We start from the raw sequence: 18,691 nt of genomic DNA, 5'->3' as shown, positions 1-18,691 counted from the left end.
AATGGCGTCCATCACGCTGAGCAACATCGTCAAGCGGTACGGCGACGGCTTCCCCGCCGTCAACGACGTTTCGATCGACATCGCCGACGGCGAGTTCATGATCCTGGTCGGCCCGTCCGGCTGCGGGAAGTCCACCCTGCTGCGGATGATCGTGGGGCTGGAGGACATCACCTCGGGCGACATGAAGATCGGCGACCGCCGGGTCAACGACCTGGCGCCGCGCGACCGCAACCTGGCGATGGTGTTCCAGAACTACGCGCTCTACCCGCACCTGACGGTCTACGAGAACATCGCGTTCCCGCTGCGGCTGGCCAAGAAGCCCGACGACGAGGTCGACCGCCTGGTCCGGGACGCCGCCGGGACGCTCGAGCTGACCGAGCACCTCGACCGCAAGCCGGGCAACCTCTCCGGCGGTCAGCGGCAGCGGGTCGCCATGGGCCGTGCGATCGTGCGGCAGGCCGACGCGTTCCTCTTCGATGAGCCGCTGTCCAACCTCGACGCCAAGCTCCGCGGCCAGATGCGGACCGAGATCGCTCGGCTGCAGAAGCGGCTGGGGATCACCACGGTCTACGTCACCCACGACCAGACCGAGGCGATGACGCTGGGCACGCGGGTCGCGGTGCTCAAGAAGGGTCTCCTCCAGCAGCTCGCCACGCCGCGCGAGCTCTACGAGAACCCCGGCAACCTGTTCGTCGCCGGCTTCATCGGCTCCCCGCCGATGAACTTCCTGCCCGCCGAGGTCAGCGGCAACCGGGTCAAGCTGCCGTTCGGCGAGGTCGAGATCCCCGCCGAGAAGGCGAAGGCCGCCGAGGGCAAGGGGCTCCTCATCGCCGGCATCCGGCCGGAGAACTTCGAGGACGCCTCGCTGGCCGCCGGCAAGGGCGAGAGCAACGGCTCGTCGACCTTCCGGGCACCCGTCGACGTGGTCGAGTGGCTCGGCAACGAGACCTACGCCTACATCCCGTTCGAGGCGCCGCCGGAGGTCGAGGCGCAGCTGCGACAGCTGGAGCAGGACCTCGACGGCGAGGCGATGCGGACCCAGCTGGTGATCTCCCTCGACGGGGCCAGCCGGATCACCGAGGGCTCGGAGGCGGAGATCTGGATGGACGCCTCCAAGCTGCACCTGTTCGACCCGAGCACCGGCGAGAACCTCACGGTCGACAAGGAGCACGCGGGGACGATCCCGCAGAAGGCGGTGGCCGCAGCCCCCGCCTGACCGGACTCCACCACCCCGGCGGGCTTTGCGTGCCTTACGCAGTGCCCCCCAGGGCCCGCCGGGGGGTGGCTCCGTCTCCGGCTAGGGAGCGCCGCGATCGGCGAACGCCGCGCGCAGCCGCTCGCCGTCCGTCTCGCCCGTGAGCAGCAGCGTCCACAGCAGCAGCCGCGCCTTGAACGGCGACAGCCAGCCGGCGGCGATGGCGCCACGGCGCACGAGGTCGACCTCCGAGCCGGGGTAGCCGTACATCGCGCGGCCCGTGGGCCCGGCGCCGGTGCGCGACGCGAAGACGAGGGGCACGGCGACGGCCGCCCTGCCGACGACCTCGGCCATCTCCGCCGAGACGTGCCCCGCCCCGAAGCCGCCGACCACGATGCCGTCCGGCTCCGCGGCGGTGACCACGTCGAGGACCTCGCCCTTGTCGCCGAGGTGGGTGACCACCAGCGGCACCCGCGGGAGCGGCTCCTCCAGGCGGGTGCGCAGGTCCGGCAGCTCCACCGGGACCGGATGGCGCGCTGGCGCGCCGTACAGCGCCTCCCCCTCGACGTAGCGTCCCAGCGGGCCGAACACGGGCGATCGGAAGGCGCCGGTCGCGACCGAGTCCGTCTTCGCGACCCACCGCGCCTGGTGCAGCTCGTCGTCGAACGCGACGAGCACGCCCCGGTCGCGGGACGCCGGGGCCACCGCGGTGCGCACCGCGGTCAGCAGGTTGGCCGGCCCGTCCGCGCCGGCGCTCTGCGGCGACCGCATCGCGCCGGTCACGACCAGCGGCTCCGGACGGTCCCAGAACAGGTCGAGCAGGTAGGAGGTCTCCTCGAGCGTGTCGGTGCCCTGGGTCAGCACGACGCCGACCGCGCCCCCGTCGACCTGCTCGCGCGCCCAGCACAACGCCCGCAGCACCGTCGGCTCGTCCAGCGACGGGCTGGGCAGCATCGCCAGCGTCTCGGCGTGGACGGCCGCCGACTCGACGAGTCCCGGCACCGCCTCGGCGAGCCGCTCGGCGCTCAGCGTCGGCACCACCGCACTGCCGTCGGTCGACGACGAGGCGATGGTGCCCCCGAGGGCCCCGACGGCGACGACCGGACGACCGCTGCTCACCGGCTCAGGATCGCATGGTGCGGTTTGTCGGCGTCCGCTGGCACGCTGACGCCATGAGCGACGACTCCCCCGGCCGGATGGGCGGCACCGCCGAGCGGCCGGCCCGCTTCTTCGCGAGCGCGGCGGAGTTCGGCGCCTGGCTCGCCCGGCACCACGACACCGAGACCGAGCTCTGGATGGGCCTCTACAAGAAGCATGTCGCGGACAAGGGGCTGGCCTACGACCAGGCCGTGCCCGAGGCGCTGTGCTGGGGCTGGATCGACTCGTTGATGCAGCGTGTGGACGAGGACGCGATCCGGCTCCGCTGGACCCCGCGGAAGCGGACGAGCAACTGGAGCGAGACCAACATCGCGCTGGTCCGGCAGCTGGTCGCCGATGGCCGGATGCAGCCGGCGGGGCTGGCGATCTTCGAGCAGCGCCGACGCTGATCCGCGCCCGCCCTGCGGTGCCTCAGCCGGCCGCCCGCTCGTCCTGCTCCTCCAGGAACCGCCGTACGGCGAGCGCGGCGGCGCGGCCGGCGCGGTTGCCGCCGATCGTGCTCGCCGACGGCCCGTAGCCGACCAGCTGCACCCGCGGGTCCCGGGCAGCGGTCACCGAGGTCTGCACGTCGGTGGTGCCGGGGAGGAGCGCTATGCCGCCGTACTCGCTGCGCAGGCGCAGCGGCGCGAGGTGGCCGACGGCCGGCCGGAAGCCGGTGGCCCACAGGATCACGTCCGCGGGCTCGAAGGTCCCGTCCGCCCAGCGCACGCCGTCCGCCTCGATCCGCGCGAACATCGGCCGGCGGCGGTAGGCGCCGAGGATCTCCGCCAGCCGCTCCTGCGGCCGCAGGGCCAGGCCGGTGTGGCTCACCACCGATGCCGGCGGCAGGCCCTGCCGGACCCGGCGCTCGACCAGCTGCACCACGGCCCGACCGTCGATCTCGCCCCCGTTGCGCCACACCGGCTCCCGACGGGTCACCCAGACCGTCTCGGTCACCGGCCGCAGCTCTCCCAGGAACTGCACGGCGCTCGCGCCGCCGCCGACGACCACGACCCGCTTGCCGCGGAAGTGGTCGGGCCCGGGGTAGTCGGCCGTGTGGAGCTGCTCACCGCGGAACGTCTCCTGGCCGGGGTACCGCGGCACGAACGGGCGGGACCAGGTGCCGGTGGCGTTGACGAGGGTGCGCGTCGTCCACGACCGCTCCCCGGCGCGGACCACGAGCAGCTCCCCGTCGCTGTCGACCCGGTCCACCCGCACCGGGCGGACGACGGGCAGGCCGTGGCTCTGCTCATAGGCGGCGAACCAGTCCGGGATCACGGCGTTCGCCCGGTCCGGTCCGCGACCGGGCGCCGCGGAGTCGGGCAGGTCGGCGACGCCGTGCACGTCGTCCATCGTCAGCGAGTCCCACCGGTGCCGCCAGGCGCCGCCCGCGCGCTCGTCGGCGTCGAGCAGGACGTGGTCGATGCCGAGCCGCTGGAGGTGGTACGACGCCGACAGGCCTGCCTGACCGGCGCCGATCACCACTGCTTCGTAGACGTGCACATCGCTGCAACGTCAGCGACCGAGCACAACTTCCTCGTCGATCCGCTCGAGCTTGTGCGGATTGCGCATCGCGAACAGCTTCGTGATCCGGCCGTCCTCGACGACCATGCTGATCGCGGAGGTGCCGACCGGGTCGGGGCCGTCCATCCGGAGCGCGGGTGCGCCGTTGATCCAGACGACGCGGAGCTCGGTGCCCTCCGCGAACCGCGGGAAGTTCCGCAGGAACGCCACGATGAGCTTGGAGCCGAGGATCGGCTGCCGCGCCGCTGCGGCGAAACCGCCACCGTCCGCGATCAGCACCGCGTCCGGCGCCAGGGCGTCCATCAGGCCCTGGACGTCGCCGGACGTGAGCGCGGCGAGGAACCGGTCCATCACCTGACGCTGCTCGGAGCGGTCGACCTCCATCCGCGGCCGCCGGGCGGCGACGTGCTCGCGGGCGCGGTGCGCGACCTGGCGTACGCCGGCCGCGGTCCTGCCGGTCGCAGCGGCGATCTCGTCGTACGGCAGGTCGAAGACCTCCCGCAGCACGAAGACCGCCCGCTCGGTCGGCGTGAGCGTCTCCAGGACGGTCAGCATCGCGATCGACAGGCTCTCCGCGAGCTCGACGTCCTCCGCGACGTCCGGGCTGGTGAGCAGCGGCTCGGGCAGCCACTCGCCGACGTAGTCCTCCCGCCGCCGGGCGAGCGAGCGCATCCGGTTGAGCGACTGCCGCGTGACCGTGCGGACCAGGTAGGCGCGCGGGTCGCGCACCCCGGCCCGGCGCTCGGGCCCGATCCCGTCCCACCGCAGCCAGGTCTCCTGCACGGCGTCCTCGGCGTCCGCCGCGGAGCCCAGCATCTCGTAGGCGACCGTGAACAGCAGGCCGCGGTGGGCCAGGAACGGGTCCTCGCTCATGCCTGGGACCCTACGGCGGACCGCTCCGCCAGCGGCTTCAGCCCGCACGCGGCCGCGAAGCCGTCGGACTCGATCCCCAGGGCGACGTTCGGTCGCGTCGTGAAGTTCGCGAACGCGATGACGGCGGTCAGCTCGACCACGGCGGCGTCACCCAGCTGCCGACGCAGCGACGCGACCATCTCGTCGGTCACGGTCGGCTCGGTCACGGTCATCGCCTCGGCGTAGGCGAGCACCTCGCGCTCCAGCGGCGAGAAGTCGCCGGACTCGCGCCAGCGCGGGATCTCCCGGGCCTTGTCCATGTCGAGGTTCTTGTTGTGGGCCTCGAAGTAGTTGAAGTCGAGGCACCAGGTGCAGCCGACCTGGGAAGCGACCGCCATGTGCGCGAAGGACTTCAGCTGCTCGTCGCAGGCGTCCCACTTCTGCATCTTCTGGCCCATCCCGGCCATGCTCATCAGCACCTTCTGGTTGTGCCAGTAGACGCCGATCGAGGTCGGCACCTGGCCCAGGGCCTTCTTCGCGAAGCGCTTGACGAGCGCGCCCTTGAAGCCGGTGATCTCCTTCGGCGGGATCCTGGTGTCGCTGTTCATCTCTCTTCCTCCTCTGTCGCGGCCCTGTCGGGCCGTTCGACATGGAGACACCGGACGCGTCGGGGACGTGACAGGAGGAGCAGGAAAAGATCAGTCGAGCGCGGTCGCGTCGTTCATCGAGAGCACGGTGATGTTCGCCGGGTGGTCGGACCGGACCCGCATCTCGGAGTGCTCGGCGACGGTGACGCTCTTCGGGAAGAACTGGTACATGACGCCGCTGTCCTTGGTGTAGGAGTAGCCCGCGTCGGTGAGCCGCGGCGCGGCGGCCCAGATGCCGTCGGTGGGGTGGGAGTTCATGTCCCCGCCGATCAGGACGGGCCCGTAGGCGTAGAGCTCCGCGCCGAGCTGGGCGATGTAGGACATGCCCTCGCCGTACTGCTCCTGGCGGGTGAACGGCTCGTCCCCCCACTGTCGCCAGCGGTTGGGGTTGACCATCTGGTGGGTGGCGATGACCGACACCACGGCTCCGTCCTTGATCCGCTTGAACACGCCCCAGACCGCGAACCGGTCGAACCGCGCGCGGTGGTGGTGGAACACGACGCGGTCGTCGTCGACGATCTTCACGCGCCCGCCGTCGACGAGCTGCCAGCGGTCGCTGCGCCACATGATCGCGTTGTTGATCGACTGCGCCGGGCTGTGCCCCTGCAGCATCACCGGGTCCTTGTAGGCGCCGTAGCCAGGCAGCGCGCCGGACAGCTCCGCGGGAGTGAAGTCGTGGATCTCGGCCAAGGTGATGAAGTCGGGGTGCGCGCGGTTCTCGATCGCGCGCAGCGACGCCACGGTGCCCGAGGGGTAGGGCAGGTTCGCGTTGACGATCCGGATCTTGCCGGACACGGGCGCGCCGGGCGCCGCCGTGATCGTGCCGACCTCACCCAGCTCGGTGCCGGTGCCGGACTGGCCGGCCGCGAAGGCGGTGCCGGCACGGCCCCCGACGCCCGCGAACAGGACCGCGAGCAGCAGCAGGACAGGGAACGACACGCCGCGCCTGAGGTGCATGTGACATCCGACCATTCGTGTGACTGATGTGATAGAGGGAGGCTAGTGGGTGAACGCCGATCCCGCCACCGCTCTCCCGATCGGCTACTGGGCGCGCTGTCCGAGGATCCCCGCGACGAGCACCCGCAGGTGGGCGCCCACCGCCTCCTCGCTCAGGCCCTCGTCGCGCCGCAGCTTCTTCCAGGTCACGACGTCGAGGACCGTCACCAGCAGGGTCGCCACACGGTTGCGATCCGCGCCCGTGCACCGCGAGAGCTGCGGCTCGAAGGCGCGCTCGACCCAGGTCCGGTGCCAGCGTCGGCCGTTCTCGGCGATGTCGGCCAGGTCGGGCTCGCGGTCGGCGAGGGCAACGGTTCGCCAGGTGCCGTCGCCGGTGCGCTCGTAGTCCCGCATCACCGCGGCGACGACTCCGTCCACGTCGCCCGGCTCGGGCTCGCCACGCAGCCCGGTCAGCATCGGCACGAACCGCTCCGCCAGCCCCGCGCGATAGAGGCCGATCTTGCTGCCGAAGTGGTTGGCGACCGTCTGCTGGGAGACGCCCGCGCGCCTCGCGATGTCGGCGAGGGTCACCTGGTCGAACCAGGCCGGCGTGAACAGCTCGGTCGCAGCGTCGAGGATCGCCTCCCGGGTCCGCTGAACGGCGGCGGAGCGCGAGCTCATCTCGTACCGTCGGGGCATGGCACCAGTCTTTCATTAGGACTTGACACAAACGATTTGGGTCTCATACTAACTAATATTCTCGATCCGCCACAGACCCGGAGCGCCGTCATGACCCGATTCCTCGCCTACCTCACGCCCGCGGTGGGCCACACCCTTCCCTACGTCCCCGGGCTGCTCGAGCTCCAGCGCCGCGGCCACGAGGTGCACGTCCGGACGCTGCCGAGCATGGCCGAGCACCTGCGCGCCGCGGGGCTCCAGGCCGAGCCGGTGGCCGACGACGTGCTGACCGTGCCGGTGACCGACTACCTCGCCAAGACCGACGCCGACCGGCTCAAGAACGGCCAGGTCGACCTGATGGTCCGCGGCCGCTACAACGGCCCGGACCTGGACCACGCGATCGCCGCGGTCCGCCCGGAGGCGTTGCTCGTCGACTCGATCGCGTACGGCGCCATGGCGCGTGCGGCCGCCTCCGGCCTGCCGTGGGCGATGCTGGTCCCCTCGGTGCTGCCGGTGCCCGAGCCCGGGATACCGCCCTACGGTCTCGGCCTGCCTCCGCGCCCAGGCCCGCTCGGCCGGGTCCGGGACGCCGCGGGATGGCGATTGGTCACTCGGATGTTCTCCAAGGCGATGATGCCCGGCTTCAACGAGCTGCGCGCCTCCGCAGGCCTCCAGCCGCAGCGCTCCCCGCTGGAGGTCTACGACGAGGCCGACGCCGTGATCGCCTTGACCTCGGCGCCGCTGGAGTACCCGCGGCACCGGATGCCCGCGCACTTCCACCTGGTCGGCACCCAGCCCTGGGAGGTCCCGGCTCCGCGGCCGGCGTACCTCGACGAACCCGGCGACCCGTGGGTGCTGGTGACCTGCTCGACCGACTACCAAGGCGACCAGGACCTGGCACGGGTGGCGGTCGAGGCACTGCGCGACGAGCCGGTGCGGGTTCTCGTCACCCTTGCCGACGCCTACGACGAGACGACGCTGCCGATCGCCGACAACGTCCGCGTCGAGCGGTTCGTGCCGCACGGCCAGGTCCTGCCCGAAGCGTCCCTCGTGGTGTGCCACGGAGGGATGGGCATCGTGACCAAGTGCGTCGGCGCCGGCGTGCCGATGGTCGTGGTGCCGTTCGGCCGCGACCAGCCGGAGATCGCCCGCCGGGTGACCGAGGCAGGAGCCGGGGTCAGCCTCAAGGCGCGCCGGCTCACGCCCGAGCGACTCCGTGCCGCCGTGCACGGAGCTCACCAGCTGGCTCCATCCGCACGGGCCGCGCGCGAGCTGATGGACCCTGCCGGGGCGCCGGGGCGCTTCGCCGACGCGGCGCTCACCCTCGGGCGCCGGACCGATATCCTCACCATCCGTGGCTGATGCTGAGTTCCTCTACTCCGACCTCCTCCCGACGCCCGGCTCCAACGGCGAGCCGGCGACGCCGTACCGGCTGATCACGACCGAGGGCGTCTCCACCTTCGAGGCGGACGGCCGGACCTTCCTGAAGGTCGAGCCCGAGGCCATCCGTCGGCTCACCGCGGAGGCGATGCACGACATCAGCCACTACCTGCGGCCGGGGCACCTCAAGCAGCTGCGCAAGATCATCGACGACCCCGAGGCCTCGGGCAACGACCGGTTCGTCGCGCTCGACCTGCTCAAGAACGTCAACATCTCCGCGGGCGGTGTGCTGCCCATGTGCCAGGACACCGGCACGGCGATCGTGATGGGCAAGAAGTCCGAGGGCGTGCTCACCGGCGCCGAGGACGGCCAGGCGATCAGCCAGGGCGTCTACGACGCCTACACCAAGCTCAACCTCCGCTACAGCCAGCTCGCGCCGCTCTCGATGTTCGAGGAGAAGAACACCGGCTCGAACCTGCCCGCCCAGGTCGAGATCTACTCCACGGCCCAGGGCCCCCAGGGGCCCGAGTACAAGTTCCTGTTCATGGCCAAGGGCGGCGGCTCGGCGAACAAGTCCTTCCTCTTCCAGGAGACGAAGGCGATCCTCAACCCCAAGCGGATGCTGAGCTTCCTCGACGAGAAGATCCGCTCGCTCGGCACGGCCGCGTGCCCGCCGTACCATCTCGCCGTCGTCATCGGCGGCACCAGCGCGGAGTTCGCGCTCAAGACCGCGAAGTACGCCTCGGCCCACTACCTCGACGACCTCCCGACCGAGGGCTCGATGGACGCGCACGGCTTCCGCGACCTCGAGCTCGAGGAGGAGGTCTTCAAGCTGACGCAGTCGTTCGGGATCGGCGCGCAGTTCGGCGGCAAGTACTTCTGCCACGACGTCCGCGTCGTGCGGCTGCCCCGCCACGGCGCGTCCTGCCCCGTGGCGATCGCGGTGTCCTGCTCCGCCGACCGCCAGGCGCTGGGCAAGATCACCGCCGACGGCGTGTTCCTCGAGCAGCTCGAGACCGACCCGGCGCAGTACCTCCCCGACACCGAGGACCAGCACCTGATCCAGGGCGGCGAGGTCGTGAAGATCGACCTCACCCAGCCGATGAGCGAGATCCTCGCCGAGCTCTCGCAGCACCCGGTGAAGACGCGACTCTCGCTGACCGGCCCGCTCGTGGTCGCGCGCGACATCGCGCACGCCAAGATCCAGGAGCGGCTCGACGCGGGCGAGGAGATGCCGCAGTACCTCAAGGACCACCCGGTCTACTACGCCGGCCCGGCCAAGACTCCCGAGGGCTTCGCGTCCGGCTCGTTCGGTCCGACCACCGCGGGCCGGATGGACTCCTACGTGAAGTCGTTCCAGGCCGCCGGAGGCTCGATGGTGATGCTCGCCAAGGGCAACCGCTCCAAGCAGGTGACCGAGGCGTGCAACGAGTACGGCGGCTTCTACCTCGGCTCGATCGGGGGCCCCGCGGCACGGCTGGCGCAGGACTGCATCAAGTCGGTCGAGGTGCTGGAGTACCCCGAGCTCGGGATGGAGGCGGTCTGGAAGATCGAGGTCGAGGACTTCCCGGCGTTCATCGTCGTCGACGACAAGGGCAACGACTTCTTCACCGACCCCTCCGGCGCGGTGACCGTGCCGCTGAGCTCGATCACGGGGGCGGGGATCCGGGTCCGCTCGGCCGAGTAGGACGAGCTGGCCCCGCTGGTCCCGCTGGCAACGCCGGCGCAGGCGACCGCGCTCGACCCCTTGGTCGTGACGACGGTGACCATCGCCGGGAAGCACGTCCGCTTCGTCCTCGGCCTCGACGGCGAGAAGGCCTACGTGGTCATGAAGCTCCGGAAGGACGGCCGCTGGCGCCCGGTCGCGTCGGACCGGACCGACTGCAAGTACTACCAGGGGAGCAGCAGCCCCGCGCTCGAGGTGCAGAAGGCCGACAAGCAGGTCTTCGTCACCTGGTTGGGCCCCAACCCCGAGGAGGGTTACGCGGAGTACGGCGGCTACGACGTCAAGCACCGGACGCTGGAGATGTTCGGGGCCGAGAGCTGCCCGGCCGCGGGCTGAGCCGGAGACCCGCTCCCCGGCAGCGGGCTAGGGTCGGAAGGTGGCCGAGAACGACGACTTCCGGATCGAGCACGACTCCATGGGCGAGGTCCGGGTGCCGGCCTCGGCGCTGTGGAAGGCCCAGACCCAGCGGGCCGTCGAGAACTTCCCGATCAGCGGCACGCCGATCGAGCCGGCGCTGATCCACGCGCTCGGGGAGGTCAAGGCCGCCGCGGCGCAGGCGAACAAGTCCCTGGGCGTGCTCGAGCCTGCCAAGGCCGACGCCATCGTCGAGGCGGCCCGGTCCGTCGCCGCCGGCGAGCACGACGACCAGTTCCCGATCGACGTCTTCCAGACCGGCTCCGGCACCAGCTCGAACATGAACGCCAACGAGGTGATCGCCTCGCTGTGCGCGAGCGCCGGCGTCGACGTACACCCGAACGACGACGTGAACGCCAGCCAGTCGAGCAACGACACGTTCCCGACGGCCGTCCACGTCGCCGCGGCGCTCGCCGTCACCCGCGACCTGCTGCCCGCGCTGGACGTGCTCGCGACGTCGCTGGGCGCCAAGTCCGCCGAGTTCACCGACCTCGTGAAGTCCGGCCGCACGCACCTGATGGACGCGACGCCGGTGACCCTCGGGCAGGAGTTCGGCGGCTACGCCGCGACCGTGCGGTACGGCGCCGAGCGGCTCGACAGCGTGCTGCCGCGGGTGCGTGAGCTGCCGCTGGGCGGGACCGCCGTCGGCACCGGCATCAACACGCCCCAGGGCTTCGCGACGGCCGCGATCGATGCGCTCAACGCGGCGACCGGCCAGGAGTTCACCGAGGCCCGCAACCACTTCGAGGCGCAGGGCACCCGGGACTCGCTCGTCGAGCTGAGCGGCGTGCTGCGCACGATCGCCGTCGGCATCACGAAGATCTGCAACGACCTGCGCTGGATGGGCTCCGGCCCGACGACGGGGCTCTCCGAGATCCACCTGCCCGACCTCCAGCCCGGCTCGTCGATCATGCCCGGCAAGGTCAACCCGGTGCTGCCCGAGGCGACCCTCATGGTGTGCATGCAGGTGATCGGCAACGATGCCACCGTCACCGCCGCGGGCGCGAGCGGAGCGTTCGAGCTCAACGTCGCGATGCCGGTCCTGGCGCGCAACGTGCTCGAGTCCGTGCGCCTGCTGGCCAACGCCCTGCGCACCCTCGCGGCCCGCTGCGTCGACGGCATCACCGCGGACGAGGAGCGGATGCGGCGCTACGCCGAGTCCTCCCCGTCGGTGGTCACGCCGCTGAACCGCTACCTCGGCTACGAGGCCGCGGCGAAGATCGCGAAGCAGGCGCTCGCCGACGGCGCGACGATCCGCGAGACCGTCCTCGCGATGGGGTACGTCGACCGCGGCGACCTCACCCTGGAGCAGCTCGACGCCGCGCTCGACGTCGCGTCGATGACCCACCCCTGAGCCAGCCGCAAGCCTCCAGCTGTGCAGCAGTGGAGCCGCGCAGCAGCCGTGCAGCCGCCAACCAACCTCGCACCGCGACCACCTCGACCGCGCGGCCGGCAGGCGACACGCTCGGCCAGTACGACTCAGTACCAGCCGGTGGCCTCGGAGTGGCCCCACGCGCCGCACGGGCTGCCGTAGCGGTCCTGGATGTAGCCGAGGCCCCACTTGATCTGCGTGACCGGGTTGGTCGCCCAGTCCGAGCCGACGGTCGCCATCTTCGAGCCCGGCAGCGACTGCGGGATGCCGTAGGCGCCCGACGAGGCGTTCTCCGCGCTCGGGTTCCACCCGGACTCGCGGGTCCAGAGCAGGTCGAGGCAGTTGAACTGGTCGGCACTGAAGCCGTAGTCGCCGAGCAGGGCGCGGGCGATGTCCTTGGGGTCGGAGTCCGAGAGGCTCCGGGTGTCGGTCATCGCCGCCGGGTCGCTGTCGGCGAGGCCGGCGGCCTTGGCCGGGTCGGCCGAGCCGCGCTGGTCGCTGCGCGAGAGCAGCGGCTCGCGGTCACCGGTGTCGGCAGGCGGGACCTCGGCGTTCGCGCGGAGGCCGGCGTCCAGGTCGGCAGCGGCTCCGGCGGCGCCGGGCGTGCTCTTCAGGACGCCGCCGCCGACGGCGACGCCGGTGACCGCCAGGGCCACCGAGGAGAGGACCATCGTGTTCCGGAACGCACGCTTCGGGGTCTCCTTGAGGTGAGCGTGCCTCGGCGTTCCGCGGTGCTTGGGCGCGGGCTGTGCTGGCTTCGACAAGGATTCAGTCCGTGGTTGACGACGGGGGTCGGGCGCCACTGCCCACGACCGCTGCGAACATACGGCCTGACCGTGGCGACCTCGACACCCTGCACGACGGCGCGAGCACATGCAAACCGACGGGCGCGGGTTCCACAGGAAGACGGTGCGAGTCGGGTCACACCAGCAACGCACGTCACATCCGGCTCGTGCGTCCCCTTCCCCAGGGACAAATCGGGACCACCGGCCTAGTCCGTGAGACCGGCCTCACGGGCCACCACGACCGCCTGGGCGCGGTCCCGGAGGTCCAGCTTCGCGAAGATGTGCCGGACGTGCGTCTTGACCGTGGCCATGCTGATCACCAGCTCGGCCGCGATCTCGGCGTTCGACCGGCCGGCGCCGATCTTGCCCAGCACCTCGATCTCGCGCTCGCTGAGCTCGCCGAAGCGCGGCGGGAGCACCGGCGCGCCCGGCGGACGGGCGGCGTAGTGCTCCATCAGGCGCGCCATCACCCCCGGCGCCATCACGGGCTCGCCGGCCACGGCACGGCGTACGGCGTCGACCAGCCCCTCGGACGTCACGTCCTTGAGCAGGAACCCGGCGGCGCCTGCCCGCAGCGCCTCCGCGACGTTCTCGTCGGTGTCGAACGTCGTCAGCACCAGGACGCGGAAGCCCTCGGCGGCCAGCAGCCGGGTCGCCGCCACCCCGTCCATGCCGGGCATCCGCAGGTCCATCAGCACCACGTCCGGACCAGTCCCGCGGACCAGCTCGACGGCGGCGGCGCCCTCGTCGGCCTCGCCGACCACGTCGATGCCGGCGAGCTCGAGCAGCAGGCGCAGGCCCTGGCGGACCAGGGCCTGGTCGTCCACCAGCACGACGCGGGTCATCGCGCCACCCGGGCCGGCTCTGCCGGGAGGGTCATCTCCACGCAGAACCGGCCGTCCACGAGCTCCCAGCCGAGCGTCCCACCGAGGAGCTCGGCACGGTGCCGCATCCCGGTCAGGCCGCGTCCGGGCACGACCCGACGGGCGCCGGTCGGGTTCGACGCCCGGACGGTGACCGCGTCGGGACGCCAGTCGACGCTGATCTCGGCCGTCGACCCCGGCGCGTGCCTCCCGGCGTTGGTCAGGCACTCGGTCACCACCCGGTTGACCGCGAGCCAGACGCCGGCCGGGCCGGGCCACGGCGCCCCGGTCGTCACCAGCGTGTTGGCGATGCCGCTCGCCTCGGCCCGCCGCGCCACCTCCGCCAGCCCCGCACCGGACGGACGCGCGGCGTCCACGGGCACGAGCACGCCCAGGGTCTCGCGGATCTCGCGCAGGGTGCGGTGGGCGCACTCGCGGATGGTCTCGACCGGCTGGACGGCCCGGTCCGGAGCCGATCGCAGCGCCATCGCGGCAGCCTCGGCCTGGATGGAGATCAGGGTGAGCTCGTGGCCGACGACGTCGTGGAGCTCCTGCGCGATCCTCGCCCGCTCCGCGGCGACGGCGGCCTCCTCCGCGTGGGCGCGCTCGGCGTCCAGCTCCTCGGTGAGCCGCGCGAGGGCGGCGTTGCGGGCCCGTTCCCGCGCGACCACCTGGCCGGCGAGGACTGGCGCGACGACGACGAGCACCGCGCCGACCGCGGCGACCGGCTGCTCGGGGCCGAGGAGCGTGCCGACGACGCTGACCACCACGGCCCACGCGGTCACCGCGGCGGTGACGGCGCGCGAGCCGGGCCACGCCCCGAGGGCGTAGAACACGAGGACGACGCTGATGAAGCCCAGGACGGGGTAGCCGTCGGTCGGGACGATCCAGAACGCGCTGGAGACCAGCGCCGCCTCGACCGGGCGGATCCGCCGCCAGGCGACCGGGACGGTCGACCCGAGGACGAACACCACGCCGACCAGCCGCGGCGCGAACGGGACGACGAGGGCCTGCGCCAGGCCGGCCGCGACGAGGACGGCGGCCGGGACGGCGTCGTGGCGCCAGCGGCGGTCGTCGGTGAGCACGGTCCGAGGTTAAGGGCGTCGGAGGCCTCCTCGCGTCAACCCGTGGGCTGATCGCCGGGCGAGCCGAGGGCTGACGCAGGAGCAGCCCGCCGGTCGATGTGGCCGGGGTGGCGCCGTACCTAGCGTCGACCTCGTTCACCGACCCGCCTCCCCGAAGGGAATCCCCCATGTCCACCACCATCGACAGCCCGGCACGCGCCACCGGAGGCGCGATCGACGCCACCCGGCTCAGCACCCGCTTCGGCGTCGCGTACGCCGTCTGCCAGCTCCTCACCCTGGTCGGCTTCTCGATCTTCGTCCTGCCGCACGCCGGGTCCCCGAGCGACTCCGCGCTCGAGCGGGGGCACCGCGTCGACGACGCGAGCGAGATCTACCGCGTCGCCAACTACCTGTTCGTCGTCTCGGGCGCGCTGCTCGTCGGCTTCCTCGGCGCGGTGAGCACCCGGCTGCGCCGGATCGACGCCTCCGGGACGCTCGCCGCGGTCGCGCTCGCCGCCGGCACCCTGCTCGGCGTGATCTGGCCGCTCGCGGGCGTGCTCCACGACGTGGCGCTGGACGCCGCGGCGGACGGCGCCGACCTCCGCCTGCTCGGCGCGTGGGACGCGGTCGCGCCGTACTCCCTCGCGTTCTCGGCCCTGCCCCGGTTGTTCTTCGTCGGTGCCATCGTGCTGGGCCTGCGCGCCGCCGGTACGTCCCCGTGGCTGGTCCGCACCGGCTGCGTGCTGCTCGTGCTCAGCGCGATCGGCAGCGCCACCCTCGTCGCCGGCGCCCTGTTCCCCCTGCTCGCCCTCGGCACGCTCGGCTACGAGCTGTGGGTCGGCGCCGTCGCCTGGCACTGGCTGCGCGGTGGCCGGGGCGAGGGGTAACTCGGTGTTCGGTTCGCTCCCACGTAGTGGTCCTCACACCGAGTTACAGCTGGTTCCCGCCCGCCGTCACACCACCACGTTCTCCAGCATCTCGGTGACCAGCGCCGCGATGGGGGAGCGCTCGGAGCGGGTGAGGGTGACGTGGGCGAAGAGCGGGTGGCCCTTGAGCTTCTCCACCACCGCGACGACGCCGTCGTGGCGGCCGACGCGCAGGTTGTCGCGCTGGGCCACGTCGTGGGTGAGCACGACCTTGGAGTTGGCGCCGATCCGCGACAGCACGGTCAGCAGCACGTTGCGCTCCAGCGACTGCGCCTCGTCGACGATCACGAACGAGTCGTGCAGCGACCGGCCGCGGATGTGGGTCAGCGGCAGCACCTCGAGCATGCCGCGGTCGAGGACCTCGTCGATCACGTCGCGGGAGGTCAGCGCGCCGAGGGTGTCGAAGACCGCCTGCCCCCAGGGCGACATCTTCTCCGACTCGGTGCCGGGCAGGTAGCCGAGCTCCTGGCCGCCGACGGCGAAGAGCGGACGGAAGACGACGACCTTCTTGTGCTGCTGCCGCTCCATCACCGCCTCCAGGCCGGCGCACAGCGCGAGGGCGGACTTGCCGGTGCCGGCGCGGCCGCCGAGCGAGACGATGCCGACCTCGGGGTCGAGCAGCGTCTCGAGCGCGATGCGCTGCTCGGCGCTGCGGCCGTGGATGCCGAACGCCTCGCGGTCGCCGCGGACCAGGTGGACGAGCTTGTCGGGACCCACCCGGCCGAGGGCGGTGCCGCGCTCGGAGAGCAGGACCAGACCGGTGTGGCAGGGCAGGTCGCGCGCGTCGGCGAGGTCGACGGTGCCGTCGTCGTAGAGCTCGTCGAGGTCGGCGGCCGCCACCTCGAGCTCGGCCATGCCGGTGTAGCCGGTGTCGGAGTCGGAGATCGCCTCGCCCCGGTACTCCTCGGCGTCCAGCCCGACCGCGGACGCCTTGATCCGCAGGGGGAGGTCCTTGGAGACCAGGGTGACGTCGTGGCCCTCGTTCGCCAGGTTGCGGGCGACGGCGAGGATCCGGGTGTCGTTGTCGCCCAGCCGGAAGCCGGACGGGAGCGACGCGGCGTCGGTGTGGTTGAGCTCCACCCGCACGCTCCCGCCGTCGTCGCCGACGGGGACCGGGGTGTCGAGGCGGCCGTGGCTGACGCGCATCTCGTCCAGCATCCGCAGGGCACCGCGGGCGAAGTAGCCCAGCTCGGGGTGGTGCCGCTTGCCCTCCAGCTCGGTGATCACGACCACCGGCAGCACGACCTCGTGCTCGGCGAACCGGCGGAGCGCGCCGGGGTCGGCGAGCAGGACGCTGGTGTCGAGGACGTAGGTGCGCCGCTTCTTCCTGGCGCGTGATCCGGACGTGGTGCGGGACGGGGACTTGGCCTGGCGTGTTGTTGCCACGACTTCACCTCACCGACCGCACGCGACACCCGCGCCCGGTCCTCTACTGATCAGCGGTGGACCGGGAGGCGACGGCGCGATCGGGACGGAGTGTCCGGTCTCGCGTGCCTGCCCGAACGCCGGGGTGCCGGCGCCTCTCCACCCGGTCCGGGCCAGCGCAGGTCCTGCCCTGCTCCCGGTGGGCTTTCGAGTCGTGGTTCACGAACGGGCCTCCAGATGTAGCGGGCTTCCCCACCCGCCATTGACTCGGAAGGTACGCCGCCGCACCCCACCCGCAGGGCGACACGCCCGAACGGGTGGGTGAACGGCGAGTGCCAGAATCGGGCCGTGCACCCGCTGGACCTCTGGGACTTCGACGACGCCGCCGGCTCCGAGCAGCGGTTCCGTGCCGCGGCGGACGCCGCCGCCGATCCGGAGCGGGCGGTCATGCTGACCCAGCTCGCGCGGGCGCTCGGCCTGCAGGAGCGGTACGACGAGGGCTTCGCGGTCCTCGACGACCTTCCGCCGGCCGGGGGCGAGGTCGGCGTACGGATCGACCTGGAGCGCGGGCGCCTCCTCCGGTCCAGCGGCGCCCCGGAGTCCGCCGTCGACCACTTCCGGTCCGCTGCGGCAGCCGCGAGCGAGCAGGGCCTCGAGGAGCTCCACGTCGACGCGCTGCACATGCTCGTCCTCGTGGCCGATCCGGCCGACCAGGCGGCGCTGTCGGAGCAGGCGCTGGCGGTTGCCCGGGCGAGCAGTGACCAGCGGGCCAGGGACTGGGACGCCTCGCTCCTCACCAACCTCGGGATGACCTACGCCGACCGCGGCGACTTCGCCGAGGCGCTGGGGGTCTTCGAGGAGGCACTTGCGGCGCGGGAACGGATCGGGGACGACGCGAGGACCCGGGTGGCCCGCTGGATGGTCGCCTGGGCGCTGCGCAACCTCGGCCGGACCGACGAGGCGCTCGCGATGCAGACCGCGCTCAAGGCGGAGCTCGACGCCATCGGCGAGGTCGACCCCTACGTCGACGAGGAGCTCGCCACCCTCACCGGCGGCGGTAGCACAGGTCCGTGATCGTCCGCCCGGCCGCGACGCCCTTGCGCTCGAACTTCGTGACCGGCCGCTCGGCCCACCGCTCGACCACGCCGCCCTCGAGGCCGGGCTCGGCGCCGAGGACCTCGACCATCTGCTCGGCGTACGCCGCCCAGTCGGTCGCCAGCCGCCAGAGCCCGCCGGGCCGGAGCCGGCTGGCCGCCAGCGCCGCGAACGCCGGCGTCACCAGGCGACGCTTCTGGTGCCGCGTCTTGTGCCACGGGTCCGGGAAGAACGTCCACAGCTCGGCGACGCTGCCGGGAGCGAGCAGGTGCTCCACCGACCAGACCGCGTCGACGCCGCAGTAGCGGACGTTGGTCGCCCCCGCCTCGGCGACCAGTCGCAGCCCGGAGGCCACCCCCGGGCGCCAGACCTCGAAGGCGAGCACGTCGTACGCCGGCCGCGCGGCCGCGAGCGCCGCGGTGGCCTCGCCGACGCCCGAGCCGATCTCGACGATCAGCCCGTCGCGGTCCTCGGGCCCGCGCCCGAACCAGGTGTCCAACGAGAAGCCGGGCTGGTCCACGGCCTCGTCGGGAATCACCCACGCCTCGTGGTGCTCGTCCCACGCGGCCTGCTGATGCGGCGAGAACCGGCTGCCGCGCCGGGAGTAGGTCAGCACCTCGCGGACCCGGCGCCCGTCCTCGGTCAGCCGCTGGTGCGGCCGGGCGGGGGGCACGCGGTGGTCGGACATGCGGCCATTGTCCCGTGCAGCCGTGTCCCGCCGGGCAGCCGGGG

General features: G+C 72.4%; 19 protein-coding genes. 8 read left to right on the top strand and 11 right to left on the bottom strand.

Annotated features, from left to right (window positions below; all coding sequences use genetic code 11):
• The first annotated feature begins 1 nt into the window (after position 1).
• The gene (locus ABD709_RS09190) at positions 2–1,216 is read left to right on the top strand and encodes an ABC transporter ATP-binding protein (protein ID WP_344774558.1); all 1,215 of its coding nucleotides are present in this window, start codon (positions 2–4) and stop codon (positions 1,214–1,216) included.
• Positions 1,217–1,297: 81 nt separating this feature from the next.
• On the opposite strand, the gene ABD709_RS09185 is transcribed toward ABD709_RS09190, so the two are convergent.
• Positions 1,298–2,314: an asparaginase gene (locus tag ABD709_RS09185; RefSeq protein ID WP_344774557.1), complete on the bottom strand. Its 1,017-nt coding sequence runs from the start codon at positions 2,312–2,314 to the stop codon at positions 1,298–1,300.
• Positions 2,315–2,367: 53 nt separating this feature from the next.
• Between ABD709_RS09185 and ABD709_RS09180 the strand changes: the two genes are divergently transcribed.
• Entirely contained in the window at positions 2,368–2,742 is a 375-nt protein-coding gene (locus tag ABD709_RS09180; protein WP_344774555.1) for a YdeI/OmpD-associated family protein, read from the top strand.
• Positions 2,743–2,764: 22 nt separating this feature from the next.
• On the opposite strand, the gene ABD709_RS09175 is transcribed toward ABD709_RS09180, so the two are convergent.
• From ABD709_RS09175 to ABD709_RS09155, 5 genes are all read right to left on the bottom strand, one after another.
• Positions 2,765–3,814, bottom strand: a complete 1,050-nt coding sequence (locus ABD709_RS09175) for an NAD(P)-binding domain-containing protein (RefSeq protein WP_425575084.1) — start codon at positions 3,812–3,814, stop codon at positions 2,765–2,767.
• A 33-nt stretch (positions 3,815–3,847) separates the two neighbouring features.
• Entirely contained in the window at positions 3,848–4,729 is an 882-nt protein-coding gene (locus ABD709_RS09170; protein ID WP_344774553.1) for an RNA polymerase sigma-70 factor, read from the bottom strand.
• A complete protein-coding gene (locus ABD709_RS09165) occupies positions 4,726–5,316 on the bottom strand; it encodes a carboxymuconolactone decarboxylase family protein (protein ID WP_344774551.1) in 591 nt (196 codons plus the stop codon). Before ABD709_RS09165 ends, ABD709_RS09170 begins: the two co-directional genes overlap by 4 nt.
• 90 nt (positions 5,317–5,406) lie before the next feature.
• Positions 5,407–6,294, bottom strand: coding sequence for an exonuclease/endonuclease/phosphatase family protein (locus tag ABD709_RS09160; RefSeq protein ID WP_344774549.1), 888 nt, complete (start codon positions 6,292–6,294; stop codon positions 5,407–5,409).
• A 102-nt stretch (positions 6,295–6,396) separates the two neighbouring features.
• Positions 6,397–6,990: a TetR/AcrR family transcriptional regulator gene (locus tag ABD709_RS09155; RefSeq protein WP_344774547.1), complete on the bottom strand. Its 594-nt coding sequence runs from the start codon at positions 6,988–6,990 to the stop codon at positions 6,397–6,399.
• A gap of 90 nt (positions 6,991–7,080) precedes the next feature.
• Between ABD709_RS09155 and ABD709_RS09150 the strand changes: the two genes are divergently transcribed.
• The 4 genes from ABD709_RS09150 (at position 7,081) to ABD709_RS09135 (ending at position 11,843) form a co-directional block, all read left to right on the top strand.
• Complete coding sequence (locus tag ABD709_RS09150) at positions 7,081–8,331, top strand: glycosyltransferase (protein WP_344774545.1); 1,251 nt, start codon at positions 7,081–7,083, stop codon at positions 8,329–8,331.
• Positions 8,324–10,036 (top strand): fumarate hydratase, encoded by a 1,713-nt coding sequence (locus tag ABD709_RS09145; protein WP_344774543.1) that lies wholly within the window; start codon positions 8,324–8,326, stop codon positions 10,034–10,036. Before ABD709_RS09150 ends, ABD709_RS09145 begins: the two co-directional genes overlap by 8 nt.
• Positions 10,037–10,102: 66 nt before the next feature.
• The gene (locus ABD709_RS09140) at positions 10,103–10,411 is read left to right on the top strand and encodes a hypothetical protein (protein WP_344774541.1); all 309 of its coding nucleotides are present in this window, start codon (positions 10,103–10,105) and stop codon (positions 10,409–10,411) included.
• Between the two features lie 40 nt (positions 10,412–10,451).
• Entirely contained in the window at positions 10,452–11,843 is a 1,392-nt protein-coding gene (locus ABD709_RS09135; RefSeq protein ID WP_344774539.1) for a class II fumarate hydratase, read from the top strand.
• A gap of 125 nt (positions 11,844–11,968) precedes the next feature.
• On the opposite strand, the gene ABD709_RS09130 is transcribed toward ABD709_RS09135, so the two are convergent.
• From ABD709_RS09130 to ABD709_RS09120, 3 genes are all read right to left on the bottom strand, one after another.
• The gene (locus tag ABD709_RS09130) at positions 11,969–12,625 is read right to left on the bottom strand and encodes an aggregation-promoting factor C-terminal-like domain-containing protein (protein WP_344774537.1); all 657 of its coding nucleotides are present in this window, start codon (positions 12,623–12,625) and stop codon (positions 11,969–11,971) included.
• Positions 12,626–12,852: 227 nt separating this feature from the next.
• The gene (locus ABD709_RS09125) at positions 12,853–13,491 is read right to left on the bottom strand and encodes a response regulator (protein WP_344774535.1); all 639 of its coding nucleotides are present in this window, start codon (positions 13,489–13,491) and stop codon (positions 12,853–12,855) included.
• Positions 13,488–14,594 carry a sensor histidine kinase gene (locus ABD709_RS09120; protein WP_344774533.1) on the bottom strand — a complete coding sequence of 369 codons (1,107 nt, stop codon included), beginning with the start codon at positions 14,592–14,594 and terminating at the stop codon, positions 13,488–13,490. The genes ABD709_RS09125 and ABD709_RS09120 overlap by 4 nt, the downstream gene beginning before the upstream one ends.
• Before the next feature lie 167 nt (positions 14,595–14,761).
• Between ABD709_RS09120 and ABD709_RS09115 the strand changes: the two genes are divergently transcribed.
• Positions 14,762–15,460: a hypothetical protein gene (locus tag ABD709_RS09115; protein WP_344774531.1), complete on the top strand. Its 699-nt coding sequence runs from the start codon at positions 14,762–14,764 to the stop codon at positions 15,458–15,460.
• A gap of 66 nt (positions 15,461–15,526) precedes the next feature.
• Here the strand turns inward: ABD709_RS09115 and phoH2 are convergent, their stop codons facing one another.
• Positions 15,527–16,885, bottom strand: coding sequence for an RNA 5'-3' helicase PhoH2 (phoH2, locus tag ABD709_RS09110; protein WP_344774529.1), 1,359 nt, complete (start codon positions 16,883–16,885; stop codon positions 15,527–15,529).
• Between the two features lie 327 nt (positions 16,886–17,212).
• Between phoH2 and ABD709_RS09105 the strand changes: the two genes are divergently transcribed.
• Positions 17,213–17,938 carry a tetratricopeptide repeat protein gene (locus ABD709_RS09105; RefSeq protein WP_344774527.1) on the top strand — a complete coding sequence of 242 codons (726 nt, stop codon included), beginning with the start codon at positions 17,213–17,215 and terminating at the stop codon, positions 17,936–17,938.
• Here the strand turns inward: ABD709_RS09105 and trmB are convergent.
• Entirely contained in the window at positions 17,910–18,647 is a 738-nt protein-coding gene (gene trmB, locus ABD709_RS09100) for a tRNA (guanosine(46)-N7)-methyltransferase TrmB (RefSeq protein WP_344774526.1), read from the bottom strand. The genes ABD709_RS09105 and trmB overlap by 29 nt on opposite strands.
• Positions 18,648–18,691 lie beyond the last annotated feature (44 nt).

The organism is Nocardioides panacisoli, from assembly GCF_039537325.1.
Lineage (GTDB): Bacteria > Actinomycetota > Actinomycetes > Propionibacteriales > Nocardioidaceae > Nocardioides > Nocardioides panacisoli.
This window is presented reverse-complemented; position numbering and strand designations above follow the sequence as displayed.